The 24,559-nt window shown below is 63.5% G+C and carries 16 protein-coding genes and 2 pseudogenes; all 18 read left to right on the top strand.

Annotation, left to right across the window (positions count from 1 at the left end):
• The 18 genes and pseudogenes from ACFFJ7_RS06725 (at nt 1) to proA (ending at nt 24,458) form a co-directional block, all read left to right on the top strand.
• On the top strand, nt 1-690 hold the full coding sequence (locus ACFFJ7_RS06725; protein ID WP_377591355.1) for a fumarylacetoacetate hydrolase family protein: 690 nt from the start codon (nt 1-3) through the stop codon (nt 688-690).
• A gap of 233 nt (nt 691-923) precedes the next feature.
• Nucleotides 924-2,150 carry a 3-hydroxybenzoate 6-monooxygenase gene (locus tag ACFFJ7_RS06720; RefSeq protein WP_377591353.1) on the top strand — a complete coding sequence of 409 codons (1,227 nt, stop codon included), beginning with the start codon at nt 924-926 and terminating at the stop codon, nt 2,148-2,150.
• Nucleotides 2,151-2,232: 82 nt separating this feature from the next.
• Nucleotides 2,233-3,399 (top strand): ABC transporter substrate-binding protein, encoded by a 1,167-nt coding sequence (locus tag ACFFJ7_RS06715; RefSeq protein WP_166948208.1) that lies wholly within the window; start codon nt 2,233-2,235, stop codon nt 3,397-3,399.
• Between the two features lie 121 nt (nt 3,400-3,520).
• A complete protein-coding gene (locus ACFFJ7_RS06710) occupies nt 3,521-4,393 on the top strand; it encodes a branched-chain amino acid ABC transporter permease (RefSeq protein ID WP_377591351.1) in 873 nt (290 codons plus the stop codon).
• Entirely contained in the window at nt 4,386-5,441 is a 1,056-nt protein-coding gene (locus ACFFJ7_RS06705) for a branched-chain amino acid ABC transporter permease (protein ID WP_377591349.1), read from the top strand. Before ACFFJ7_RS06710 ends, ACFFJ7_RS06705 begins: the two co-directional genes overlap by 8 nt.
• Nucleotides 5,438-6,190: an ABC transporter ATP-binding protein gene (locus ACFFJ7_RS06700; protein ID WP_166948201.1), complete on the top strand. Its 753-nt coding sequence runs from the start codon at nt 5,438-5,440 to the stop codon at nt 6,188-6,190. Before ACFFJ7_RS06705 ends, ACFFJ7_RS06700 begins: the two co-directional genes overlap by 4 nt.
• A gap of 20 nt (nt 6,191-6,210) precedes the next feature.
• On the top strand, nt 6,211-6,912 hold the full coding sequence (locus ACFFJ7_RS06695) for an ABC transporter ATP-binding protein (protein WP_166948199.1): 702 nt from the start codon (nt 6,211-6,213) through the stop codon (nt 6,910-6,912).
• A 1,094-nt stretch (nt 6,913-8,006) separates the two neighbouring features.
• Complete coding sequence (locus tag ACFFJ7_RS06690; protein WP_377591346.1) at nt 8,007-10,166, top strand: DNA/RNA non-specific endonuclease; 2,160 nt, start codon at nt 8,007-8,009, stop codon at nt 10,164-10,166.
• Nucleotides 10,167-10,214: 48 nt separating this feature from the next.
• Nucleotides 10,215-11,363: a trypsin-like peptidase domain-containing protein gene (locus ACFFJ7_RS06685; RefSeq protein ID WP_377591344.1), complete on the top strand. Its 1,149-nt coding sequence runs from the start codon at nt 10,215-10,217 to the stop codon at nt 11,361-11,363.
• A gap of 32 nt (nt 11,364-11,395) precedes the next feature.
• On the top strand, nt 11,396-12,721 hold the full coding sequence (locus ACFFJ7_RS06680; RefSeq protein WP_377591342.1) for a trypsin-like serine peptidase: 1,326 nt from the start codon (nt 11,396-11,398) through the stop codon (nt 12,719-12,721).
• 93 nt (nt 12,722-12,814) lie between these two features.
• The gene (locus ACFFJ7_RS06675) at nt 12,815-13,891 is read left to right on the top strand and encodes a hypothetical protein (RefSeq protein WP_377591340.1); all 1,077 of its coding nucleotides are present in this window, start codon (nt 12,815-12,817) and stop codon (nt 13,889-13,891) included.
• Nucleotides 13,888-14,256, top strand: coding sequence for a hypothetical protein (locus tag ACFFJ7_RS06670; RefSeq protein WP_377591338.1), 369 nt, complete (start codon nt 13,888-13,890; stop codon nt 14,254-14,256). Before ACFFJ7_RS06675 ends, ACFFJ7_RS06670 begins: the two co-directional genes overlap by 4 nt.
• Before the next feature lie 112 nt (nt 14,257-14,368).
• Nucleotides 14,369-14,830, top strand: a complete 462-nt coding sequence (locus tag ACFFJ7_RS06665) for a hypothetical protein (RefSeq protein ID WP_377591336.1) — start codon at nt 14,369-14,371, stop codon at nt 14,828-14,830.
• Nucleotides 14,831-15,100: 270 nt separating this feature from the next.
• Nucleotides 15,101-15,391: a hypothetical protein gene (locus tag ACFFJ7_RS06660; protein WP_377591334.1), complete on the top strand. Its 291-nt coding sequence runs from the start codon at nt 15,101-15,103 to the stop codon at nt 15,389-15,391.
• Between the two features lie 24 nt (nt 15,392-15,415).
• Nucleotides 15,416-16,226, top strand: a pseudogene (locus ACFFJ7_RS06655) (IS5 family transposase).
• An 81-nt stretch (nt 16,227-16,307) separates the two neighbouring features.
• Entirely contained in the window at nt 16,308-17,909 is a 1,602-nt protein-coding gene (locus ACFFJ7_RS06650) for an exonuclease domain-containing protein (protein ID WP_377591332.1), read from the top strand.
• Between the two features lie 19 nt (nt 17,910-17,928).
• Nucleotides 17,929-18,349, top strand: a pseudogene (locus tag ACFFJ7_RS06645) (IS3 family transposase); the annotation flags it as partial.
• 154 nt (nt 18,350-18,503) lie between these two features.
• A complete protein-coding gene (gene proA, locus ACFFJ7_RS06640; protein WP_377591330.1) occupies nt 18,504-24,458 on the top strand; it encodes an anti-phage protein ProA in 5,955 nt (1,984 codons plus the stop codon).
• Nucleotides 24,459-24,559 lie beyond the last annotated feature (101 nt).

Genomic DNA, 24,559 nt, shown 5'->3' with positions numbered 1-24,559 from the left:
ATGACCGCTTACGTTTTCCCTCCGCCGCCCCAGCCCTCGCTTGCCGTCGCCGGTGACAGCGCACGCTTTCCCATCCGCCGCATTTTCTGCGTCGGCCGCAACTATGCGGCGCACGCGCGCGAGATGGGCAGGGACCCGGATCGCGAGCCGCCGTTCTTCTTCATGAAGCCGGCCGATGTCGCCCTCGATACTCCGACGCAGATTCCCTATCCTCCGGATACCGGCAACCTCCATTACGAGATCGAGCTGGTCGTCGCGATCGGCAAGGGCGGCACCGACATCCCGCTCGACGAGGCGCGCGATCACGTCTGGGGCTATGGCGTTGGTATCGACCTGACCCGGCGCGACCTTCAGCTGGCGGCGCGCGACGCCGGCCGTCCCTGGTCCTGGGGCAAGTCGTTCGACCGGTCGGCGCCGATCGCGCCCCTGCGTCCCGCGGCCGATGTCGGCCACCCGGCGAGCGGGCGCATCTGGCTCGCGGTCAATGGCACGGTGAAGCAGGATCAGGATATTGCCGATCTGATCTGGAGCGTGCCGGAAATCATCTCGATCATCTCGCGATCCATCGAGTTGCGGCCGGGGGATCTCATCATGACCGGCACACCCGCCGGTGTTGGCCCTATCGTTGCCGGCGACAACGTGACCGGCGGCGTCGAGGGTGTGGGCGAAATCGAAGTGACGATCACCTAGAGCGCTTTCCGATCAGAATTCGCTCAATGAAAGAATCGCAGAGCATTTGGCGATCATGAGTGATCGAAAAATGCTCTAGCGCGACGCTCCGGGATGACGGACGTCCTGGATCGGGCACGCGCGGCAAAGAACGCATAGGAGCAGGGACGCGCTTCAGACACGCGGTTCCTTGTTCCCTGACAAGTGCTTCAGGGACAACGCTTCCGCGCAGAAGACCGCGAGGAGGAAACATAATGGCTCAGGACAGTTTATCCGCTCCGTTTTTGATCGTGGGCGGCGGCATCGGGGGGCTGGCGGCGGCGCTGGCGCTGGTGCAGCGCGGCTTTCGCGTCACGATCTTCGAGCAGGCCCCGCAGATCGGCGAGATCGGCGCGGGCATTCAGCTCGGCCCCAACGCCTTCAATGCGTGCGATGCGCTGGGCGTTGGTGAGAAGATGCGCCGGCGCGCGGTCTACACCGAAGCACTGGTGATGCACGACGCCATCGACGCCTCGCTCGTCGGCCGCATCGAGACGGGCGAAGCCTTCCGCCAGCGCTTCGGCAATCCTTATGCGGTCATTCATCGCGTCGATCTGCACTTGTCGCTGCTGGAGGGCGTACGCGATAGCGGCAATGCCCGTTTCGTCACCGCAACGCGGATCGTGCGCGTGGAGCAGGACGAGACCGGCGTCACCGTCTACGATCAGCACGGCGAGGCGCATCGCGGCATCGGCCTGATCGCCGCGGATGGCGGCAAGTCCGTGGTGCGGGAGCAGTATGTCGGCGATCCGCCGATGGTGACCGGGCACGTCGTCTATCGGGCAGTCGTCGACAAGCAGGACTTTCCCGCCGACCTGCAATGGAACGCCGCCTCTATCTGGGTCGGCCCCCATTGTCACCTCGTCCACTATCCGCTGCGCGGAGGCGAGCAATACAACGTCGTCGTCACCTTCCACAGCCGCGACAAGGAGGAGTGGAGCGTGCGGGACGGCTCGAAAGAGGAAGTGGAAAGCTATTTCACGGAGGTCTGCCACAAGGCGCGGCGCCTCATCGAGCTGCCCAAGAGCTGGAAGCGCTGGGCAACCGCCGATCGAGAGCCCATCGGCCAATGGACGTTCGGCCGTGTGACGCTGCTGGGCGACGCCGCGCATCCGACCACGCAATACATGGCGCAGGGCGCCTGCATGGCGATGGAGGATGCGGTCACGCTCGGCCAGTCGCTGCGTGTCTGCGACAACGACATTCCGCGCGCCTTCGATCTCTATCAGCGCTCGCGCGTGACGCGCACGGCACGCATCGTGCTGTCGGCCCGCGAGATGGGGCGCATCTACCACGCCAAGGACGTGGAGCGCCTGGTGCGCAACTCGCTCTGGAAGGGGCAGAGCCAGCAGCGCTTCTACGATGCGATCGAGTGGCTCTACGGCTGGAACGTCGGCAACTGTCTGGCCGAGGACGCTGTCGTTCCCGGCGTTGCATCGTGAGGCCACCGGGGCCGCGATGCCGGTCGGGATCAGTGAACAATGAGAAAGCGCAGGTAGCAGCGCGATGATGGGAGGAATAGTGATGAAGAAAGTCGCATTGATGTTCGCCGCGAGCCTGCTGGCCGCAAGCGCGCATGCCGAGGAGCCGATCAAGATCGGCTTCATCTCCACCTTCTCCGGTCCGCAGGGCGTGCTGGGCAGGGAGTTGCTAGAAGGTTTCAAGCTCGGCCTAGAGAGTTCCGGCGGCAAGCTGGGCGGGCGAGCGGTTGAACTGATCCAGGCGGATGATCAGGGCAAGCCGGATGCCGGGCGCCAGGCCGCCGACAAGCTGGTCGAGCGCGACGGCGTCCAGATCGTCACCGGCATCAACTTTTCCAACGTCATGCTGGCTGTCGCGAAACCCGTGCTCGATGCCGGCGTCTTCGTCTACAGCATCAATGCCGGGCCGTCGCAGTATGCCGGGCAGTTGTGCAATCCGAACTACTTCAACGTCTCGTTCCAGAACGACACGCCGTCCGAGGCGATGGGCATCTACCTGACCCAGAAAGGCGTGAAGCGTGTTTATCTGATGGCGCCGAACTATCCGGCGGGCAAGGACTTCCTGGCGGGCTTCAAGCGCACGTTCAAGGGCGACGTCATCGGCGAGGTCTACACGGCGTTCGGTCAGCTCGACTATGCCGCCGAAATCGCCCAGCTGCGCGCGGCCAAACCCGATGCGGTGTTCTTCTTCTATCCGGGCGGCATGGGCATCAACTTCGTCAAGCAGTATTCCCAGGCCGGCCTCAAGGCGGAAATCCCGCTCTACGGGCCGCCCTTCTCGCTCGACCAGACAGTTCTGCCGGCCATGGGCGACGCAGCCGTTGGTGCCTTCGCCTCCACGTTCTGGAGCGAGAGCTTCGACAATCCGGCGAGCAAGAAGTTCGTGACCGACTTCGAGGCGGCGTATAACCGCATCCCGTCGCCTTCCGCCGCGCAGGCTTATGATGGCGCCCGGCTGCTCGATGCGGCACTGACCAGCATCGGCGGCAAGATCGAGGACAAGGATGCCTTCCGCAAGGCCCTGCAGACCGTCAGCTTCGATTCTGTGCGCCCCGGTTTCCGGCTCAACACCAACCACCATCCGATCCAGGACTTCTACCTGACGCAGATCGAGAACGACGACAGGGGCCGCCCGATCATGGCGCTGCGCGAGGTAATCGTGAAGCAGCATCCCGACTCCTTCGTCGAGAAGTGCAAGCTGCCCCTCTGACGGGCATGGGGGCGGCCGCGCGACCCGTGCCGCCGCCTTTCATCGTCTATCAATATAGGACATGCCGACGGCGGGCCCTCATCCCGGTCCGCATCGGCCGCTTTCAGGATGCGAGGCGACGATGGGCCTTCCTCTTCTGCTCGAACAAGCGATCAACGGTGTACAGTTCGGCGTGATGCTGTTCCTCATGTCCGCGGGACTGACGCTTGTCTTCGGTATCATGAACCTGATCAACCTCGCTCATGGCTCGCTCTACATGATCGGGGCCTATCTGGCGGCGACCCTTTACCAGATGACGGGGCAGTTCGTGCTGTCGTTTCTTGCCGCGATGCTGCTGACGGCGCTCGTCGGCGCGGTGCTGGAGCGGGTCCTGTTGCGGCGCTTCTACGACCGGTCGCATCTCGACCAGGTGCTCGTGACTTTCGGCCTCATCCTCGTCTTCAACGACCTCGTGCGCATGCTGTGGGGGCCCGTCTCGGTGCCGCTGCCGCTGCCGTCCCTGCTTGCGGGCTCCGTCCAGCTGATGCCCGGCCTGCAGTATCCCACCTTCCGCCTGGCGATCCTGGCGGTCGGCGTTCTCGTCGCCGGCGGGCTCTACGTGCTGATCTCCCATACCCGGGTCGGCATGTGGGTGCGTGCGGGCGCGAGCGACAGGCCGATGGCGTCCGCCATGGGCGTGAATGTCGAGACGATCTTCGTCCTGGTGTTCGCGCTGGGGGCGGCGCTCGCGGGCCTCGCCGGTATGATGGCCGGGCCGATCACCGCCGTGCAGATCGGCATGGGCGAGCCGGTGCTCATCCTTGCCCTGGTCGTCACGGTGATCGGCGGCATCGGCTCGGTGCGCGGCGCCTTCGTGGCGGCGCTGCTGATCGGCGTCGTCGACACGCTCGGCCGCATCCTGCTCCCGCCGGCGCTGGGCAGCATGGTCATCTTCATTCTCATGGCGACCATCCTGGCGTGGCGCCCCAAAGGATTGTTTTCCGTCCATGGCTGACCTCTCGCTCATCAATCCGGATCGGCAGTCGCGGCTGCTTGCCTCCGCGCAGCGGTTCGTGCCCGCCCTCGTCCTGGTCGTGGCGCTCGTGGGGATCCTCGCCTATGCCCAAAGCGCCGGCGACACCTTTCTGATCCGCGTCTTCACACGCATCATGATCTTCGGCATCGTCGCGGTGGCGCTGAATTTCGTGCTTGGTTTCGGCGGCATGGTCAGCCTGATGCATGCCTCGTTCATCGGCGTGGGCGGCTATGTCGTCGCCATCCTCGCCTATCACGACGCCAATCTCGAACCGCTGATGATAGGCCCGTTCGCCTTCACGGGCACGTCGGATCTCGCGATCCTGCTGCCGCTGGCCATCGTTGTGACCGTACCGTTCGCGGCGCTGACCGGCCTCATCTCGCTGCGCACCAGCGGTACCTACTTCATCATGATCACCCTGGCCTTCAACCAGATGGCCTATTACTTCTTCGTCGCCCTTCAGGCCTACGGGGGCGAGGACGGCCTCCAGATCATCAATCCGATCACCTTCGGCGGACTGGATCTGTCGCAGCGCTCGACCTTCTACCTCTTCACCCTCTCCGTCCTTGCGCTGACGCTCGTGCTCGTGACGCTGCTCGTCGACAGCAAGTTCGGCATCGTGCTGCGGGCGGCCGCGCAGAACGAGCGGCGACTTTCGGCGATCGGCATAGCGCCGCTTCGCTACAAGCTTCTCGCCTTCGTCATCTCGGGCACGCTGACAGGCATGGCCGGCGTGCTGCTGGCGACCGGCCAGCAGTTCATCAGCCCGGCAGACATGTCCTGGTCGCGCTCCGGCGAACTGGTGGTGATGGTGGTGATGGGCGGACTTGGCAGCGTCAGCGGTCCGCTTGTCGGCGCCGCCGTCTATCTCGGCCTCGAACTCATTCTCGAATCGTGGACGGAATACTGGCACCTCGCCTTCGGATTGCTGATCGTAGCCATGGTGACGCTTCTGCGTGGCGGTATCGCCGATCTCGGGGCGCTGGTTCCCTGGCTTGGCCGCAACGTGTCGGGAGGGAAGAATTGAGCAAGCCGTTCCTCGAGGTGCGTAACCTCGTCAAGCGCTTCGGCGGCCTGGCGGCCACCAACAACTGCAGCCTGGAGGTCATGCGCGGCGAGACGCATGCCCTGATCGGCCCCAACGGCGCCGGCAAGACTACGTTGATCTCGCAGCTTCAGGGACAGATCAGGCCCGACGAAGGCCACATCTTTCTTGATGGACAGGACATCACCGAGACCTCCATGGAGCGTCGCGCGCTCTCCGGAATGGCGCGCTCGTTCCAGATCTCGTCGGTGTTCCCGAAGTTCACGGCCATCGCCAATGCGGCGCTGGCCGTGCAGGCGCGCAAGGGGGATTCCTTTCGCTTCCTGGGGGCTGCATGGCTCGACCGGGCGATGATGGACGAGGCGCGGGAGGCTATCGAACTCGTCGGCCTGGGCGATCGCGCCGAGGTGCTCGCGCAGGATCTGTCCCACGGCGAACGGCGCCAGCTCGAACTGGCGATGGTGCTCGCCATGCGCCCGTCGCTGCTGCTCCTCGACGAGCCGATGGCGGGAATGGGCAAGCAGGATTCGGCGCGCATGACCCGGCTGCTCGCCGATCTGAAGAAGAACTACACCATCCTGCTTGTCGAGCACGACATGAACGCCGTCTTCGCGCTTGCCGACCGGGTCAGCGTCCTCGTGGCCGGGCGCACCATCGCCACCGGCTCGCCGGCGGACATCCGCGCCAACGACGACGTCAAGGCCGCGTATCTGGGCCACAGGCAACACTAAAGCTGAGAGGAGCGGCCATCATGCTGGAAGTCGAGAATGTGGAGGCCTCCTACGGAAGCAGTCAGGTTCTTTTCGGAATGAGCTTTCACGTCAACCCCGGCGAGGTCGTGACCCTGATGGGCCGCAACGGCATGGGCAAGACGACGACCATCAGTTCCGTCATGGGCCTGCTGAAGCTGAAAGCAGGAACCGTCAGGCTGAACGGCGAGGTCGTCTCCGGCCTGCCGCCGCATCGCATCGCCCGTCTCGGTGTCGGCATCGTACCGGAAGGGCGGCGCATCTTCCCGAACCTCACCGTCCGGGAGAACCTGCTCATGGCGGCAGCCAATCATCGAAAGGTAAGGGAGCCGTGGACGCTCAACCGCGTCATCGACTTTTTCCCGCGCCTGGGCGAGCGCCTCCACAATGGCGGCAACCAGCTCTCGGGTGGCGAGCAGCAGATGCTGGCGATCGGCCGTGCGCTGATGACCAATCCGCAGTTGCTCGTCCTGGACGAGGCCATGGAAGGGCTCGCCCCGATCGTTCGCGACGAGATCTGGGCGCGGCTGCACGAGTTGAAGAAGACCGGGCTCACGCTCATTCTGGTCGACAAGGAAGTGGAGAGCCTCGCGGGCTTCGCGGATCGCCACTACATCGTCGAGAAGGGCGAAGTGGTATGGGAAGGCGACACCCCGCGGTTGCTGTCAGACGAAGAATCGCGCATGCGCTATCTCAGTGTGTAGCAGATATAGAATATATTATATTCAATATCTTACCGGCTACCTGCGGTAGCACCGTTTGGGCATCCCGCAAATGATTGACGTGCAGCTAGTCGCGCTTGAAGGTCTTCACGAGCGCCTCGGACATGCCGTCCGAACTCGGGACTTTTCACCGGCGTGACGCGGGGAACGAGGTTGGGCGACCGGCGACCGGCACAGGGGGAAGTGCTTCAGGTTCATTTTTGGTCTGGGTGATGATGGTTTGGAGATAGGCGAGGTTGAGATTTGCCTATTCTCGCCTGACCTTGAGCCTAGAATCTGTCCTGTTTACGTTGAAACAGGACAGATTTCAGATTCTTTATTTTGAGCGAATTCTGATCAATCAGATGATTCCATCTGATCGGAACGCGCTCTAAGGAAGTCTTTTGCACCTCTGATGAGGTTCATTGCCAAGTGTTAGACGACGACCATGTATTTTGGACCAAAACGATTCGCAAGCGTGCGAGATCGTCGTGGAATACGAAATCGGGCACGCGGTGGGAGCGATTTTCGATTCCCCAGTAGGCGCGGACGGCAGCAGCGAAGATTTTGGCGTCGAGCTTTGCGGATGATAGATAGTCGCGCCGCTCGCACTCGATTCTGCCGTTGCGCTCGGTCCGGCTATCGAAGACCCAGCAAGAGCGGGGTGCTTGGTGGAGCGCGTAGTCCTGCGAGTACCTGTCTCTGTGTTGAATTTCCCTGCTTTCCGCTAAAAACAGGGAAATTTCGATGGAATCGGCTTCCCTATGCCATTTCCAATGAGAATTACCCAGCAAGTTTCACGGGTTATAATGAGATTCCCTACGCATTAGAATAGGGAATTTTTTCGTGCCAGCAGGGAAGCAGCCAGAGAGAACAGGAAAGGATTTCGTTTGACTATTCGCGGGCAGTATAGGCGCCAGATTCGCTTGGGACCGTCGGACATCCGACACTTCCACGACGCCATAGTGACGCCCGATGATAAGCTGTGACGCGGCTTTGCAGAGATGCCGATTGAACCGGCGGCGCGGTTGTGCTTTGTTATCAGTCGTGTGTGCGGGCCCAAGTTCACTGTTGCAATTGTCATAGTGAGGTCACAGATGTCACCCACCAAAACCTCCCTACATCGTCTGCGTGACTTCAACCTTTCCCTTGCGGCCGAAGACCCTAAATTGGCCGAGGAGATCGCCGAGCATGGCGTGGTCACCGAGGCCTTCACGGCTAAAACCGAAGGCGCCGAGTTCGAAGCGGAACTCGCAGAGGAGAGTATCGTCCTCCGTCGTTTCCGCCCGGTGCTCCGAATCCTCGACAACACGACTGAACTCATCTTCCGAGAGGAGGAGGATAGCGCGCTCTGGCGGGCCCGCCTCAAAGCCGTGCGCGAGCCGCTCGACCGCGCGATCCGGAGCGTCGGGCGCATCAATCTCGAGGGCGATGGGGCACCGTTCGACTGGGCGGGTACTGGCTGGCTAGTGCGCGAGAATATCTTGGTCACGAACCGTCACGTCGCCGAACTCTTCGTGCAGAGCAAAGGTACGGGCTTAACGTTCATGACCGACGGGGGCGACATCCTGCCCGAGATCGACTTTCTGCAAGAGTTCGATAGCACGCAAGTCCGCGCCTTCAGCCTTGTGCGCCCGCTCTATGTGGTGCCGCATCCCGGCCCCGACATCGCCTTCTTCGAGGTCGAGCTTGAGCGCGGCGACGACCGGCTCTCCGTCCCGATCACCCTGGCCAGCAAGCCGCGCAAGACCGGGACGGCGGCAGTCATCGGCTACCCCGCCTATGATAGTCGCATCCCCGACGTCGCGCTCATGGAGCAGATCTACGGCCGGGAGTACAATAAGAAGCGGCTCGCCCCCGGCGCCGTCACCGGGATCGATGACGTCCGGCTGCTCCACAACTGCACCACGCTCGGCGGCAACTCGGGTTCGTCGGTGCTCGACCTCGAGAGCGGCGAGGCGCTGGGCCTGCATTTCAGCGGCGCGTTCCTGCGCTCCAACTACGCGGTGCGCGCGGACGTGGTGCGCCGCGCGCTCGACGAAGCGCTCGCCGGCCGCCGGCCCTATGCAGCGGGTGCCCGGCTGCCCGACGCCCACGCCGCCGTGGGGTATCATCGGCCCGCCGCCGACGGCGGCGCCACGGCCCAGGGCCGTCCGCTCGCCCCGGCGCACGGGGGGCCCGTCGCGGCGGGCGGCGGCGTGACCCTCACCGTGCCGCTCCACATTACCGTGAGCCTCGGCGCGCCCGTGGCCGGCGGCGCGGGTGCAGTGCCCACGGGAGCCAGCGCGGGGACCGCTCGGCGACCGGCGGATGATCCCGCGCCCATCAGCGCGCCGGCGCTTCTCATGGGCGGGGACGATGACGAGATCGACCTCGCCGACGAGAGCCGGCCGGAGGACTACCGCGACCGCGACGGCTACGATCACGCGTTCATCGGCGACACGGACGATCTGCGCTGTCCGCTGCCCCGGATCGTGCGCGACACGGACGATGTGCTTGCTTTCGATTTCGACGGCGAGACACTCACCGAGCTTCGTTACGAGCACTTCTCGGTCGTCATGAAGCCGAGCCGCCGCCTTCTCTACTTCAGCGCCGTTAACATCGACGGTTCGCGTCCGGTCGTGACCTCGCGCCCCGGTTGGCGGCTCGACCCGCGCATCCCGCAGGAGAGCCAGATCATCAAGGAGTGCTACGGCAATCCGCCCCGCTTCAGCCGTGGTCACATGACCCGGCGCAAGGACCCCGCCTGGGGCGGTCAGGCCGAGGGGCGGCGCGCGAACGCCGACACGATGCACGTGACGAATGCCGCGCCGCAGATGCAGGCCTTCAACTCTCCGATCTGGCTCGAACTCGAGGACTACGCGCTGGAAAACGCCATTGCCGACGACATGCGTATTTCAGTCTTCACGGGTCCGTTCTTCCGGGCGGACGACCCGGTCTTTTTCGGCGTCCAGGTCCCCGTCTCGTTCTGGAAGGTGATCGCCTTCGTGCACGACCGCACCCGCCGGCTCTCGGCGACGGGCTACCGGATGAACCAGCGCCGCTCGCTGCCGACGGAGGAGGAGTTCGTCTTCGGCGCGTTCACGTCGTCGCATCTGAGGATCGCGGCGCAAGTCTCGATCCGCTCGATCGAGGAAGAAGCGGGGCTCGACTTCGGCGGCCTCGCCGATCTCGACCCGCTCGGCCAGGAGGAGAGCGCGGGCGGCCCCGCCCCTGCCCACTCCATCATCGCCCGGAGCCAGATCCGCTACTTTTGAAGCCCACGGTAGCGTGGCCGCACGCCGCCCACTGCAATCGGAGAGCGCATGGCCTACCTGACAGAGGAAGAGATTTTCGAGCTCGTCGCGCTCGCGGCCCGGACGGGGCTCTTCAATCAGCGCGATGAGCTCCTGGGCGGCCTTGAACCGGGCTTTCTCGCGAGCCTACGCACCTATCCCTCGCCGCAGAGCCAGATCCTGCAAGACCTCCGCACCCTCTCCCGCACGCCCGTCATCCAGGGCGGCGTGGTGCCGCTCTTCGAATGGCTGCGCACGGCGGCCGCGCTGACGGCTTGGCGGGTCGAGGAACCGAAGCATCTGATGGCGCTGGCCGAGCGGGTGGCCGACGCGGCGGAAGACCCGCGCAAGGCGGCGATGGACGACGGCCTACGCAGCGCGGTGGAGGATTTCGCGGAGCAGGAAGAGAAGATCATCCTGCAAAACGACCTGCTGCCCTTCAGCTTCCTCGCGGGCGCCGTGAGGACGGGCAAGTCGGTCCTGCATCTGTCGGTCCCGCGCATCGAGGGAGGGGCCGCGCGGTCGAATCCGCACACCGGCAAGCCGATCGTCTATCACGGCACGGGCTGGCTCATCGGGCGGCGCCACATCATCACCAACCATCACGTCATCAACGCGCGCAGCCCCGGCGAGGCGGCGGCAGGCGAGACGGACTTTCGCGCGCAAGCGGGCCGCGCGGTCGGGCGGCTCGATTTCGACACGCCCGACGCCGCGGGGCGCCAGCTCGATGGCCTCAAACTCATCGCCGCGAGCGTCCCGCTCGACTACGCGATCCTCGAACTGCCCGACGCGCCCGGCCCCGACCCGCTGCCGCTGTGGTCCGGCCCGCTCACGCTGCCGAGCGACGGCGCGCTGCCGCTCAACATCGTCCAGCATCCCGGAGGGGCGGCGAAGCAGATCTGCCTGCGCAACAACGCGGCCTACCGCCTGAGGGAGCCGGAGATCAGCTACTTCACCGATACCGATGTCGGCTCCTCGGGTTCGCCCGTCTGCAACGATCTCTGGGCCGTCGTGGCGCTGCACCGGGCGAGCACCCGGGCCACCGGCGGCGTGCTGTATCAGGGCCGCAAGACCGCCTGGATCAACGTGGGCACCCGGATCGACCTGCTGATCGCCGACGTGCGGGAGGCGCATGCCGGTCTCTGGTCGGCGATCGAACCCGCGTTCGCGACGACATGATCTGCCGCGAAGGCGAAGAGAGGGCCTGATCCATGGCCATTATCCTTGCGAACATGCGTCCGAGCTTCCTGGTGGCCGACGACAGGGTAGCGGGCCTTCCCGCCACGGATGAGCCCTGGGCCGAGCTCGCCGAGGCCGAGGCGATCCTGACACCCGCCATCCGCGCGACCGGCCGGCTCGAGAGCCAGTCGCCGCATATTCCTTTCCTCGGCACGGCGTTCCTCGTCGCCCCCCGGCTCGCCGCGACCGCCCGCAGCGTCGCCGAGACGATTCGCACGAAGGACACGCCCGGACAGGAGCGGGTGCCCGCCTTCGAAGTCTCGATCGATTTCGCGCGCGAGCACGGCAGCGCCGCGGAGCGGCGTGTTCCCGTCGAGCGGATCGAACAGACCCACCCTTACTGGGATTTCGCCCTCCTTCGCCTCGCCGACGACCCCCCGGGCGTGGAGCCCCTGAGGCTCTCGGACCGGGAGCCGGCGTTCGATGATGCCGAGGGCTTACGGGTCTGCGCGATCGGCTACCCGGCCTTCGATCCGCGAAATGACCCGGAATTGCAGAAGATGCTCTTTGGCGACATGCTTGGGGTGAAGCGCGTGATGCCGGGACGGCTGCTGCCAGAAAACGGGGAGATCATGTCGTGGGGGCACCTGCTCAGCGCCCTCGCCCACGACTGCACCACCATGGGCGGCATGGGCGGCGCGCCCCTGATCGACATCGAGACGGGCCTCGTCCAAGGCATCAACTTCGCCGGCCGGGCATTCGTCGCGAACTACGCCACCCCCGCATTCGAGCTCGCGCGAGACCCTTATGTCCGTCTCGCGGGCTGCACCTTCGCGGGTGGCGGGCTGCCCGACTGGCTCGGCGCCTGGGACGGGATCGCTGACCGGAGCGTGCCGTCATCCCCGGCACGCCGGCTGAAGCCGGCCGAGGTCATCGCCGCGGAAGCAGGGGGGCCGCAGCCGCCCGCCCCTAGCGCCTCCGCGGCGCCGCCGACACTGGCGGCGCCGGTACAGATCTTCGCCGACGACCGGATCTACGCGCTCCACGACCTCCTGATCGACGCCGGCCTCGCGCAGAACCACCAGATCGCGCTTCTGTTCGGCGCGCTCTCGGTCGACTATATCTCGTACTTGCCCAGTGAGGGCAGCGGCAGCGAGGTCCTGCTCGCGCGGCTGCGCGAGATCAACCGGCACACCTTCCTTATCAGCGGGCGCGTGCCCATGTATCATGTGCTCAGATCCGCGCGGCAGCTGATCCGTATCAATCCGCCCTGGCTGGCCAGACTCGACCCGATCATCGCGGAGGTGGTCGAATTCGAGCGTGGACTTGACGTTACCGATGACAGAAGGCAAGTATGAATAAGGCGGTTGCCGGGGACTGATCGCACGCAGCCATCACGCCTGCCGTGGCGTCCCTGTGACCGGGCCGGGAACAGCGAGCGGACTTGGCACGTGATCGACCAGATACTTGAGCTCCTTCCCTCTCAATGCACCTTCGCCCAGGCGCAGGACTTCTTGCGCGCGCACGGCTTGCCCCATTCGGCGCCGAACTGGCGCTCGCTGATCGAGGAGCGCTTCCGCCCCGCCGTCGCCACGGAAGGCGGCGTCTCGGAAGCGGAGCTCCTCGCGTTCCTGCGTGAGATGGAGGAGCATGGCGGCCAGCACGTCCTTCTTTACGAGATGACGAATGCGACGCTCCTCCGTCGGCTCTTCCGGAGCAAGTTCGTCGAGACCCGCTTCGCGGGGCTTAATGGCATCCCCGCGCTCGGCGCGGTCGTGTTTCCGGAGGCGCATGAGAAGCCCCGGATCTTCGACATCCGGCGCGACCGGCGCGGCGCGCATGCGACGCTCGTCCTCAAACTGGCGCTGATGCGCGAGCGGCACGTCTTTATCGGCAACGAGGAACGCGGCGGCGGCCGCTACGCGCGCGTCTTCGAGAAACAGCCGTATCGGGCGGTCAACGTGGTGCGCTTCTGCGAGAGCGGCCTCTGCGAAGTGCGCATCCGCGCGCACGAGCGGAATTTCGGCTATGAGCACGAGGCGAATGCGATGCTCAGCCTCATTGGCGGGCTCGCGCCCCGCGAGGCGCTGTCCGAGCTCTCGCTCACGGGACTGAAGGACATGATCTTCGACAGCCATCTTCGCGAGGACTTCGACGGCGAGGTGATGCTCAAGACCTCGAAACACTCGGTGCCGGACGGGCCGGTGATGGCGCTCAGCATCGGTTCCGCCGAGAGCCATCTCCTCGAGCATCAGAACGCGATCGACGGCCTGCGCGCTTTCCGGACTGGCCATTCCGACGTGCGCGCCGACCGTGTCGGCTTCTGGGTTGTCCAAAGGATCGAGCCCGCCGACGATGAGGAACAGGAGGAACGCCGTTTTCTGAAGGTCGAGTTGGCAGATTCCCTCAATGAGTTTATACTGTCACAAAATATCGATCGCGCTGCCTACGAATCCATCTTCGCCGTGATCGCGGAGAATGCGCGCAAGGCAGTTGATAAGGCACGAACAGGACGTCACACCTCATGATTTCCGAGGCCCGGCAGAAGGATTGGCACCAAGATCTCGACCGGCTCATCTCACGTCTCGCGGCAACACGGCCGGGGCGCAACGTCGACTTGCGCTACTTCTACGACAAGCTCGCCCCGCCGTCCAAGCGCGCGCTCATGGAAGCATTGATGATGCACGTGCTCGAGGGCGACATGCGCGTCTGCTGGCGTGTGCTCGACCCCGAGACCGGCGACAACCTCGGGGAGTTCGACAGCTTCGAGAATGTTCCCGAGACGATTCAGGACCATTTCGGCCATTCCGTGGTGGTCGATCCCATGACCAACTTGCAGGAACTCTACCAGCCTGTGACCCGAAGCCCGGAGCTGTCTGGCACGGGAGGCTGAACTGGGCGGAAACGACGCGGAGGAAGCGCCGCGCGGGCTGGACGCCCTGGAGCAATTCGCCAGGAAACTTGCCGCCGATCTCCTGCTTGAGCCACCCGAGCGGCGCCTCGCCATGGCGCGTGCGCGTGTCAGCCACTTGCCCGAGCGGGAGCGGGCGGTCGTCGTCTCACTCATGCTGCTTGGCCAGCAGCTAGAAGGGGCTGAGCCGCCCGCCCCTCCGCCTGTCGCGGCGACGGCCCGTCTGCTCGGGGACGGGGAGATCGTGCAGCTCGCCAATCTCTTCGTCGAGGCGGGCTTCGGGCAGGATGGCATGGTCGACCTCCCCTTCGACGCGCTACCGCAAGGAATAGCCGCGACGCTGCCGGATGGACCGAGTCCGACGGTGAAGATCCTGAAACGGCTCCGCGCCCTCAATAACCCGGCCATCGTGGCCGACGACGGTACCGCGCTCGCGGCCGTGCTACGGAGCGCCTACCAAATAATCGCGAGCGGCATCGTCACCAGCCGGGCGCCTGCCGCCACGATCTGGACATTCCTCGAGAAGGTCGAGGCGGGGCCCAGGTGGTCAGCCTGATCGGTCACAGGAGGTGATGGTAGACGAGATCGCCAAGGTGCCGAAGTGTGCCAACGTCGACACTCGATCGAATGTCCACCCCGCCAAACCTAATCCTTACGGGGTCCAGTCCGCACCCATCCACCTGGAGCCCATATCAGACGTGACACAAGGGAGGCCGCACCGCGCTAATCTTTAGAGGCAGTTGGGGGCATTGACTTTCCTCCGGCCGACGGGACTATGCCCTTGGTTTGACTGACTCCTTCGGTGGTCAAGTTGATAGGATTGAAGATGGCCGAGCTGTCCGCTGTTGTCAGACTGCGCCCTGCCCGTATTGCCCTTCTGGTAAGTCCGAGGGACAAGGCAGCAATCATCAAGTTCATGCGTATCAGTGCCTGCATGTGGGGCGACAAATACAACCCAATCATCCCGGTTTTCCGCAAGCGGCCAAAGGCTTGGGCAGCGGAGTTCCCCGGGGACGTCACCGGACTGGAAATCGCAAGAGGCTATATCCAATTTTTCGAGCCTGATGCTTTCGTTGAGGCTCAGCCCGGACTAGTAGAGGCTGTTAGGGATCTGTAAACTAAGATTTCCGAGGCTTGCGAAATGATGACAGCTCGCAAACCTTACCCTTCTGATGTTTCGGATGAAGAATGGGCGCTGGTAGCGCCCTATCTGACGCTTTTGCCGGAAGATGCCGGCCAGCGGCGGTCATTCGCTGCGCGAAGTATTCAACGGCCTGCGCTATATCGTGAAGACGGGTGCGCCGTGGCGCTGGATGCCCAATGATCTGCCGCCGTGGGAGATCGTTTATCAGCAGGCGCAACGCTGGTTGCGTGCCAGCTGTTTCGAGGCGCTGGCCGAGGACCTGCGCATGCTTCTGCGGCTTGCCGCCGGCCGACCGGACCAGCCCACAGCCGCGATCATCGACAGCCGCACCCTGCGCTCGACGCCGGAAAGCGGAGCCCGAGCAGGCTATGACGGCGCCAAGCGCAAGAAGGGATCCAAGCTGCATATGGCTGTGGACACGCTCGGCCATATGCTTGCCATGCACGTCACCCCTGCCGATGTCGGAGACAGGGCCGAAGTTGGCCGCATGGCCGAAGCGATCCAAGCTGCCACCGACCAGAGTGTGGAGATTGCCTTTGTCGATCAGGGTTATACGGGCGAAAAACCCGAAAAGGCGGCAGCCGAACACGGTATTCAGCTCGAGGTCGTCAAGCTGCCGGAGGCCAAGCTCGGCTTTGTCCTTGTGCCCAGAAGATGGGTTGTCGAGCGATCCTTCGCCTGGGCGACACGCTTTCGACGCCTCGTCAAGGACTATGAACGATGCGCCCAGACCCTCGCCGATCTTCATCTCGTTGCCTTCACCTGTATCATGCTGAAAAACATCGCTACACTTGCCGCCAGTTCATAACAGCCTCTAGTTCCTCGGAGTGCGCCCTTGAAAGCTTATTGAGCGCTGCCAGCTGATGTTGACGTGGTCTGGAGTTCCACTATGCGATTTATGCCTGAAGACCTGCTTTCCGCCCTCCTTGAAGCCGCGCCGCGCCCAACCGCCGAGGCGCCACGGAATGCTCGCGGCCTCTATGGCCTTGTCGACCATTTTGGCGAGCTTCGCTACATCGGCTCGACCAGCTCGACAGATCAAACCTTCTACGAGCGGATCCACCAGCGGCATCGCACCGGCTCCGAAGGCATGAGCCATTACTTCTCGCAGATGTACAACACAGGCAGGATGTGGCGTGACCGAAACGATCCGACGACCAGGGCCGACGGCGACATCGCCAAGAAACTGCGCAATGAGTTTGTCGTCGACCATTGCCGCGCTGTGTGGATTACCCTGCCTGATGCGACGGATATCGCGCATCTGGAAAAGGAGGTGCTTGCCATCGCACCTGACCACGCCATCGCCTGGAACCGGCGCAGGATGGATGTCTATGACGAGCCTTCGGATCTCGTCGATACCACGCTTCGGCGTCTATCCTGGGACGCGCAGGAACTGGCGGCCATCGAGCGGCAGCGCCAGCGATTCATGGGCGCGGCGGTTAGCGCCGCCGGGACGGTTATCCGGCGGCCTGCACCCATTCCGCAGACACGCGTGACGCCCTTCCCCGAGGGGCCGTTCCGCTTTTTCGCGCTGGACGTTGAAACCGCGAACAACGACCGCGGAAGCATCTGCCAGATCGGTGTCGCCTGCGTGCGCCTCGACAATTCCATCGAGACTTGGGTGACCTATGTCGATCCGCGGACGGACGTCTGGATCTGGAGCGACCTGCACGGGATCACCGCACACACAGTGCGTGGCGCCCCGACATTCGCGGAGGTGCTACCGGTGCTGCATGATGCGTTGGTAGGTGGCACTGTCTATCAGCACTCGGGCTTCGATCGCAGCGCAATCGCCGCCGCCTGTAGCAATTCAAACCTGCTCATCCCGCTGTGGGACTGGCGCGACAGCGTCCATGTCGCTCGCACGGCCTGGCCCGAGTTGCGCGGGAACGGTGGCCATGGCCTCGCCAGCCTCAAGCGACACCTCGGGCTCGTATTCGATCACCACGATGCGGGCGAGGACGCCCGTGCGGCCGCAGAAGTGGTCTTGCGGGCAGAGGGCTTCCAGCCCGTCAGCCTGCAGCACCCGGTACAGCTGAGCGGGATTGGGTCAGCCAATCCGGGGGATTTTGATCTGATCGAAGATTACGGGGAAACCGCCCCTGACACGTCTGGAATTACGTCCGCGCTAACGATCACGCCTCAGCCTGCTACAAACCAGTATGCGCCACGCCCTATTGGCACGACGGAAATCACGCAGGGCAACATCGACAACGACCATATCTATCTCAGGAGCTTCTTCGAGAAGTTCCCGGCGGATGCAATTGGCGGATCAAACCGCGCCTCGGCGGCCCAGCGTGAGATTGCCGTCGATTGGGGTGGTGGGACCGTCGTCATGACAGACCTCGACGGTGTAAAGCGGTTCTTCCGCAAGCGCGGCTGGATCCGGGAGTTCTTCGAGCGGAACGGCGCAAGGGCGGGGGATATGGTTTCGGTAGAGGAGACTGCCCCCTACAGCTATCGCGTTGCCGTCCAACGTTGCCCTCGATAATAGGCCGCTAACGAACGGGGCAACCTATTATGAGAACGTTGCCAAGCACCTGGACGTGGACTGCCTGTCGATCCGCGCCCGCAGCGACATCGCCTTGAAGATCGGGATAAGCCGTGTCTTCGAAGAGAACTTCCGCGTCTACGGCGTGCGCGAGATCTGGCAGCAATTGAAGCGGGAAGGCTTCGACGTCGCCCGATGCACCTTCGCTTAGCTCATGAGAATGACGGGACTCAGGGTATCATCCGGGGCAAGTCGATCCGCCCCGCGTTCCCGGACAAGATGGTTACGAGCCAGCGTGATCGGGTGAACCACCAAGCTCAGGGCGTCTGCACCGAACAGGCTCCGGGTTTCAGATTTCGCGTATGTGACCACCTGGCAGGACTTCGTTTCCGTGGCTTTCGTCATCGACGCATTCGCCCACCCCATTTGTCGGCTGGCGAATGAAGCTGCTGGATCGAAGCCATCTTCGCCGGGCTGCGTTCAAGTTTCTGAGCCTCCCTCCCGTTGCCGCCATAGGTTCTGCTTCCCTCAGGCTTGGGTAACACGGTATGCAGTGTAACTTGTCGGCCAGCGGATGTGGTGATGGAACGCGATATGCGGGAAACAGAAGATGTTCTTGGTAGCACAGCTGCTGTGCACGTTAGCGAGAACGCACCATCGATTTCTGTCATTGCCGATATCGCCTCGGCCTTCACTTACGCTTCCTTCCAGAACGCGATACCCGTCATCCGCTCCCTGGCGATCGACAGCCCGACCAGCGACACGCTCAACAACTGCGTGCTGGAACTGTCATCGAGCCCACCCTTTTTGCGCCCTAAGCGGTGGGTCATCGACCGGATCGCGCCCTCGGAACAATTGCCTCTGGCGGACAGGAAAGTGGACCTCGACGCAGACTATCTCGCCGGCCTGAATGAGGCGGAACGGGGCACTCTGTCACTGGTCCTGAGCCGCGAGGGCAAGCAACTCGCCGAGAAGCAGTTGCCCGTCCGCCTGCTGGCGCGGGACGAATGGGGCGGAGTCGCGGACATGGCACAGCTGCTGCCGGCTTTCGTGCTGCCCAACGACCCCGGCGTACCGCCCGTCCTGCGTAGCGCCGCCGAGATCCTGGCTCGACATGGGCATCCCTCCGCTCTCAACGGTTATCAAACCATGGAGCCGCAACGGGCGTTCTTGCTGCTCGCCGCGGTCTATTCAGCAATCACCGGGCTTGGACTGTTCTACGCGGAGCCGCCAGCGAGTTTCGAGCAAAGAGGCCAGAAGGTCAGGCGTCCTGTGACGATCATCAATGACAGCCTGGCCACCTGCCTCGACATTAGTCTGCTGTTTGCCGCCTGCCTTGAGACGGCGGGCCTCAATCCCGTCATCCTGATGTTCGACGGCCATGCCGCCGTGGGTGTATGGATGGTGGACCGCACATTACCGCGCGCGGTAGAAACCGACCCGATCGAGATCAGGAAAGCGATTGCTGCGCGGGAACTCATCGTTTTCGAGACAACCGGTGTCACCCACCGTCCCGCGCTCGATCTGACGCAGGCTTGCACCGTCATCGCACAGCGCCTCGACGAGACGCAGGATCACGCGTTCGTCGCGGCCATCGATATCCGCCGTTCGCGCAGCGGCGGCATCACCCCGCTCGCCTCCCACACGCCGGCCAAATCCGACGTCGATATTGCACCGGAGCCGGCCACCGCCATATCCATGCCGAAGCCGCCAGCATGGGCCGAACTGCCGGTGGAAGAAGTCGAGCAGAAGCCGACCACAGCGCAGGGAAGGATCGACCGCTGGCAGCAGAAGCTGCTGGATCTTTCGTTGCGCAATCGCCTGCTGAACTTCGCCGAGACGAAAAAAGCCGTACCATTCCTGTGCCCGGATATCGGCAGTCTGGAAGACAGGCTGGCAGCCGGCAGCGCCGTGCGTCTCATCTCCCTGCCGGAACAGAATCCGCTGAACGGCCGCGATGCCGCTCTATTCCGGGAAACGCGCGGACGCGACATCCACCGGACCTTTGCCGCAGAGGCCCTGCAGCGGGATGAACTGCCCTCCCCGCTCGACAAGCAAGAGCTGGAGGCGAGGCTGACGGCGCTCTACCGGCAGGTCCGCAACGACCTGGCGGAAGGCGGCACCAACACGCTCTATCTGGCCGTCGGCTTCCTGCGCTGGAAGAAGAAACCGACCGACGATCGATCCTACCGTGCGCCTCTTTTGCTCGTTCCCGTCAAGCTCGAACGCCGCAGCGCCACCTCACGGTTTTCCCTCGCTCAGCACGAGGATGAGATCCGCTTCAACGCCACCTTGCTGCAATTCCTGCAACGTGACTTCGACCTTGCCGTCCCGGCTCTGCAAGGCGACCTGCCCCAGGATGCAAACGGCGTGGACGTTCCGCTCGTGTTGGAGATCATGCGCAGGGCGATACGCGACGCACCGGGCTTCGAGGTGGTCGACGAGGCCGCCCTCTCGACCTTCTCGTTCGCCAAATTCCTCATGTGGAAGGATCTGGTTGACCGGACCGACGCCCTACGCCAGAACCGCGTCGTCCGCCATCTGATCGACAATCCCGAGCAGCCCTTCGATACGCAGGGCGTGGGATTCCGCGACGAAGGGGAGATCGACCGTCATTATTCCCCGGCGGAGATTGTCCTGCCGCTGCCGGCCGATTCATCCCAGATCGCCGCTTGCATCGCCGCGGCGGAAGGCAAGGATTTCGTCATCATCGGCCCGCCTGGCACCGGCAAGAGCCAGACGATCGCCAACATGATTGCCAATTGCCTCGCCGCTGGGAAGACTGTCCTCTTCGTTGCCGAGAAGACGGCAGCGCTCGACGTGGTCTATCGCCGACTGCGCGAGAACGGACTTGGCGACCATTGCCTCGAACTCCATTCGAACAAAGCCGACAGGCGTCATTTCCTGCAGCAGCTCAAGGCGTCGTGGGAGCACGATGCAAGCAGCAATGAAAACGAATGGATCAGCATCAATGAGAAGCTGCGTCTCCGCCGTGACGAACTGAATGCCTACGTCGCCGCGCTGCACAAGCCGGGCAGCAACGGCTTCACGCCCTATCTCGCCATGGGCATCGCCCTGCACGGCAAGGACAAGTACGCGCCCACGCTTTCATGGCCCAGCAATGACGCGCACGATGAAACAGCTTTCCGGTCGCTGGAGGCACTTGCACGCGAACTTGGACATACGTTCGCTTCCATCGAGCACCGGCCCGTTCTCGGCCTTGTGAATGTCGCCGACTGGTCGGCAGCATGGCAGGAGAAACTGCTGGCATGTAGCATTGCCCTGCAAAAGGCCGCCGCCGACATGCAGTCGGCGCTTGCCGGATTCCGCTTGCAGACGGGCCTGTCGGACGACGCTGACACCAGCTTCGACGGATTGCGCTATCTGGCGCAGTTCGCCGAATCCGTTCAGCAGTGCGACGTCGGTAACTACACGGTCATTTTCGATGCCGACTTCGGCCAGTTAAAAGACGCTATCGGCGGCCTGGAGGGGGCCATCGCCGCATTCAGGCGCGACGAAGCGGCGCTGTCGGCACTTTATGATCGAGACGAACTGCTCCGCATTCCGATAGACGATATCGAGAACCAATGGCGCCAAGCCAATGCCGATATCTGGCCGAAGTCCGCCATTGGCAAACGTCGAGTCCGGAAACTGTTGCAACAATGGGCGCGCGCGGGATCGCCCGAGCCCGATCCTGCCATCGACCTGCCGCTCATCCGGAAATTGCAGACAGCTCACGGCCACATCTCCGCCAGCCCCTTGTCGGGAAAGGCAGTTCCCTTCGCCGGCCTTGAGACGGACATGGGCAGGATTGCCGCACATCTCGAGACAGCCGCCAACTTGCGCGGATCGCTGCTGCAACTGGCGCAATTTGCGGGAGAAGTCCAGAATATCGCGCGGGCTATCGCGCCGGCTATCAGCGAAACCAGCGCCCATCGCAGCCTGAGCAACAGCGCCATGATCTACCTGCAAGCCTACGCGCAGTTGAAACAGGCTGTCGAAGCGTATTCCAGTATAGCCGGCATCTCCATTCCGCTTGAGGGCGGCACGCTCGTGCTGAACACGATCCGCGAACAAATGGGTGCTCTCGTCGAGGCGCGCCCCTTGCTACGCAACTGGTCGAGCTGGTGTTCCGTACGCGAACGCGCAGTCGCGCATGGATTGCAGCCGCTCGTCGATGTTATCGAGAACGGCGCGATTGCCGCCCCCGATATCGGCGAGGCGTTCAGCCTCGCTTACACCCGCTGGTGGCTGCCTCTCGCAATCGACGCCGATCCCGTGTTGCGCGGCTTTCGTACGTTTCAGCAGGAGCAGTCGATCGAGGATTTTCGCACGCTGGACGACCTTGCCCGTCGCCACGCCGCCACACGCATTGCCCGGGCCATCGCTCACGGGCTTCCCTCACCTCAAGGCGTGCCGCGCAACTCGGAACTGGGCCTGTTGCGCCACCAGATGGAACTGCAACGGCCGAGCCGGTCGATCCGCGAGATGATCGGGCGCATGCCGCAAACTTTCTCCAGGCTGGCGCCCTGCGTGCTGATGTCGCCGCTGTCCATCGCCCAGTACCTGCCGTCCGATCAGGCATTGTTCGATGTCGTGATCTTCGACGAGGCCTCTCAGATCACGACATGGGATGCCGTTGGCGCGATCGCGCGCGGCCGGCAGACCATCATCGTGGGCGATCCGAAGCAGCTTCCGCCGACGAACTTTTTCGGCCGCTCGGAAGGTGGCGAGGATGAGGAAGTCGATGACTTCGAACGCGATCTCGAAAGCATCCTGGACGAGACGCGAGCATCGGGCCTGCCGGTGCGCTATCTGCGCTGGCACTACCGCAGTCGCCACGAATCCCTGATCGTATTTTCCAACTCGTATTATTACCAGAACAGGCTGATCACCTTTCCCTCCCCCGTCACTGAAGACAGGGCTGTTTCACTGCGGGCGGTCTCCGATGGCGTATACGACCGCGGCAAGAACCGGACGAACCGTGTGGAGGCACAAGCGATCGTCCGCGAAGTCGTCGAGCGGCTGCATCGTTGGCTGAATCTGCCGGTGACAGAGCGCCCGACAATCGGCGTCATCACCTTCAACGTCCAACAACAGAGCCTCATCCTCGATCTGCTTGATGGAGAGCGGCAAGCCTGCCCTGATATCGAGTGGTTCTTCTCCGACGACCGGATCGAGCCCGTCATCGTCAAGAACCTTGAGAACGTTCAGGGCGACGAGCGCGACGTCATGCTGTTCTCAATTACCTTCGCCAAGGATGCAGCAGGCAAGCTGACCATGGATTTCGGCGCTGTCAACCGCGATGGCGGCGAGCGGCGCCTCAATGTGGCCATCACCCGCGCGCGACAGGAACTCATCGTATTTTCCGGCATTACCGCGGACGATATCAACGCCACCGGCAAGAAGCTCGGCATACAGCATCTGAAGGCATTCCTCGACTATGCCGCGCGCGGCCCGATCGCCCTGCCCGCTCAGGATATCGGCTCGCAAGGCGGCTTCGAATCCCCGTTCGAGGAAGCTGTAGCAGCGGAACTCACCCGGCGTGGATGGCAGGTGATACCTCAGGTCGGCGTATCCGGCTTCCGCGTCGATATAGGCGTCAGGCACCCGGACAAGGCTGGCAGCTATCTCGCCGGCGTCGAATGCGACGGCGCGACGTATCATCGGTCGGCAACAGCGCGCGACCGGGACAAGGTACGCGAACAGGTGCTGCGCGGCCTCGGCTGGGAGATTATCCGTGTCTGGTCGACCGACTGGTGGTTCGATGCCGGAAAGGCCGCGGATGTTCTGCATCACCGTCTGGACGACTTGCTCATCGCCAGCCGCAGCAAACCCGCGGAGCTGGCGTCCGTCGAAACCGCAGAGGTTCCGCCGGAGACTGCGGGCGCCGATCAGGCGAGCGTCTTCCCCATCGCAGACATGGTAGCGGCGCTGGAAAATGCCCCGCCACCGGATGCCGGTAACGATCTCGCTGAACCCCAGATATCCAGCAACCCGGCGTCTGCCGACGTCTTGCGGGAGCCACGGACGTCGGCAGTGGACAAAATCTACAGTGCCACCGATCTCTCGGGCTTTCCCGTGGATGCGGAAGCATTCTACACCCCATCATACAGCGTCGTCCTGACCGGGATGATCGACGCGATACTGAATAACGAATCCCCCCTGCGGGAAGACACGTTCATGCAGCGCATCTCGCGCACGCACGGATGGCAACGTACAGGCCGGCGCATCCGGGACCATATTGCGGACCATCTTCATGAAGTGGAGTATACGGGGGAAAGTAGTGGCAATTTCATCTGGCGGAAGGGTGAAGTAGTGGCTCGGCTGCCTTTCAGGAAGTCCGTTAGCGACGAAGACGCACGAGACATACCGGAAATTCCGCTGGCGGAGCTGGTGGACGCCGTCCTCAACGCGCCAGCGGTCATCAAGCATGACGACCCGGCCCTCTCGCTCGCTCGCCATCTCGGCGTCCGGCGCCTGTCGGCGGTGTCCCGGGCGCGGCTGGATGAAGCGATCTCCGCAGCTATGCAGCAAGCCGAACAATAAGCAGACGGCAAATTGTGGAGCCTCGTGCCCACCTATATGGACAAGCTCAGGATTTCAAGAGACTTTACGTCTTGTTGCACTGTCGTCAGCCGGTTCCGAAA

Source organism: Pseudochelatococcus lubricantis, from assembly GCF_042432495.1.
GTDB lineage: Bacteria > Pseudomonadota > Alphaproteobacteria > Rhizobiales > Beijerinckiaceae > Pseudochelatococcus > Pseudochelatococcus lubricantis.
This window is presented reverse-complemented; position numbering and strand designations above follow the sequence as displayed.

What these genes read in the sequence shown, in the direction of transcription:
- ACFFJ7_RS06725 (WP_377591355.1), top strand. Translation starts at nt 1, where the DNA reads ATGACCGCTTACGTTTTCCCTCCGCCGCCCCAGCCCTCGCTTGCCGTC.
- ACFFJ7_RS06720 (WP_377591353.1), top strand. Translation starts at nt 924, where the DNA reads ATGGCTCAGGACAGTTTATCCGCTCCGTTTTTGATCGTGGGCGGCGGC.
- ACFFJ7_RS06715 (WP_166948208.1), top strand. Translation starts at nt 2,233, where the DNA reads ATGAAGAAAGTCGCATTGATGTTCGCCGCGAGCCTGCTGGCCGCAAGC.
- ACFFJ7_RS06710 (WP_377591351.1), top strand. Translation starts at nt 3,521, where the DNA reads ATGGGCCTTCCTCTTCTGCTCGAACAAGCGATCAACGGTGTACAGTTC.
- ACFFJ7_RS06705 (WP_377591349.1), top strand. Translation starts at nt 4,386, where the DNA reads ATGGCTGACCTCTCGCTCATCAATCCGGATCGGCAGTCGCGGCTGCTT.
- ACFFJ7_RS06695 (WP_166948199.1), top strand. Translation starts at nt 6,211, where the DNA reads ATGCTGGAAGTCGAGAATGTGGAGGCCTCCTACGGAAGCAGTCAGGTT.
- ACFFJ7_RS06690 (WP_377591346.1), top strand. Translation starts at nt 8,007, where the DNA reads ATGTCACCCACCAAAACCTCCCTACATCGTCTGCGTGACTTCAACCTT.
- ACFFJ7_RS06685 (WP_377591344.1), top strand. Translation starts at nt 10,215, where the DNA reads ATGGCCTACCTGACAGAGGAAGAGATTTTCGAGCTCGTCGCGCTCGCG.
- ACFFJ7_RS06680 (WP_377591342.1), top strand. Translation starts at nt 11,396, where the DNA reads ATGGCCATTATCCTTGCGAACATGCGTCCGAGCTTCCTGGTGGCCGAC.
- ACFFJ7_RS06670 (WP_377591338.1), top strand. Translation starts at nt 13,888, where the DNA reads ATGATTTCCGAGGCCCGGCAGAAGGATTGGCACCAAGATCTCGACCGG.
- ACFFJ7_RS06665 (WP_377591336.1), top strand. Translation starts at nt 14,369, where the DNA reads ATGGCGCGTGCGCGTGTCAGCCACTTGCCCGAGCGGGAGCGGGCGGTC.
- ACFFJ7_RS06660 (WP_377591334.1), top strand. Translation starts at nt 15,101, where the DNA reads ATGGCCGAGCTGTCCGCTGTTGTCAGACTGCGCCCTGCCCGTATTGCC.
- ACFFJ7_RS06650 (WP_377591332.1), top strand. Translation starts at nt 16,308, where the DNA reads ATGCGATTTATGCCTGAAGACCTGCTTTCCGCCCTCCTTGAAGCCGCG.
- proA (WP_377591330.1), top strand. Translation starts at nt 18,504, where the DNA reads ATGCGGGAAACAGAAGATGTTCTTGGTAGCACAGCTGCTGTGCACGTT.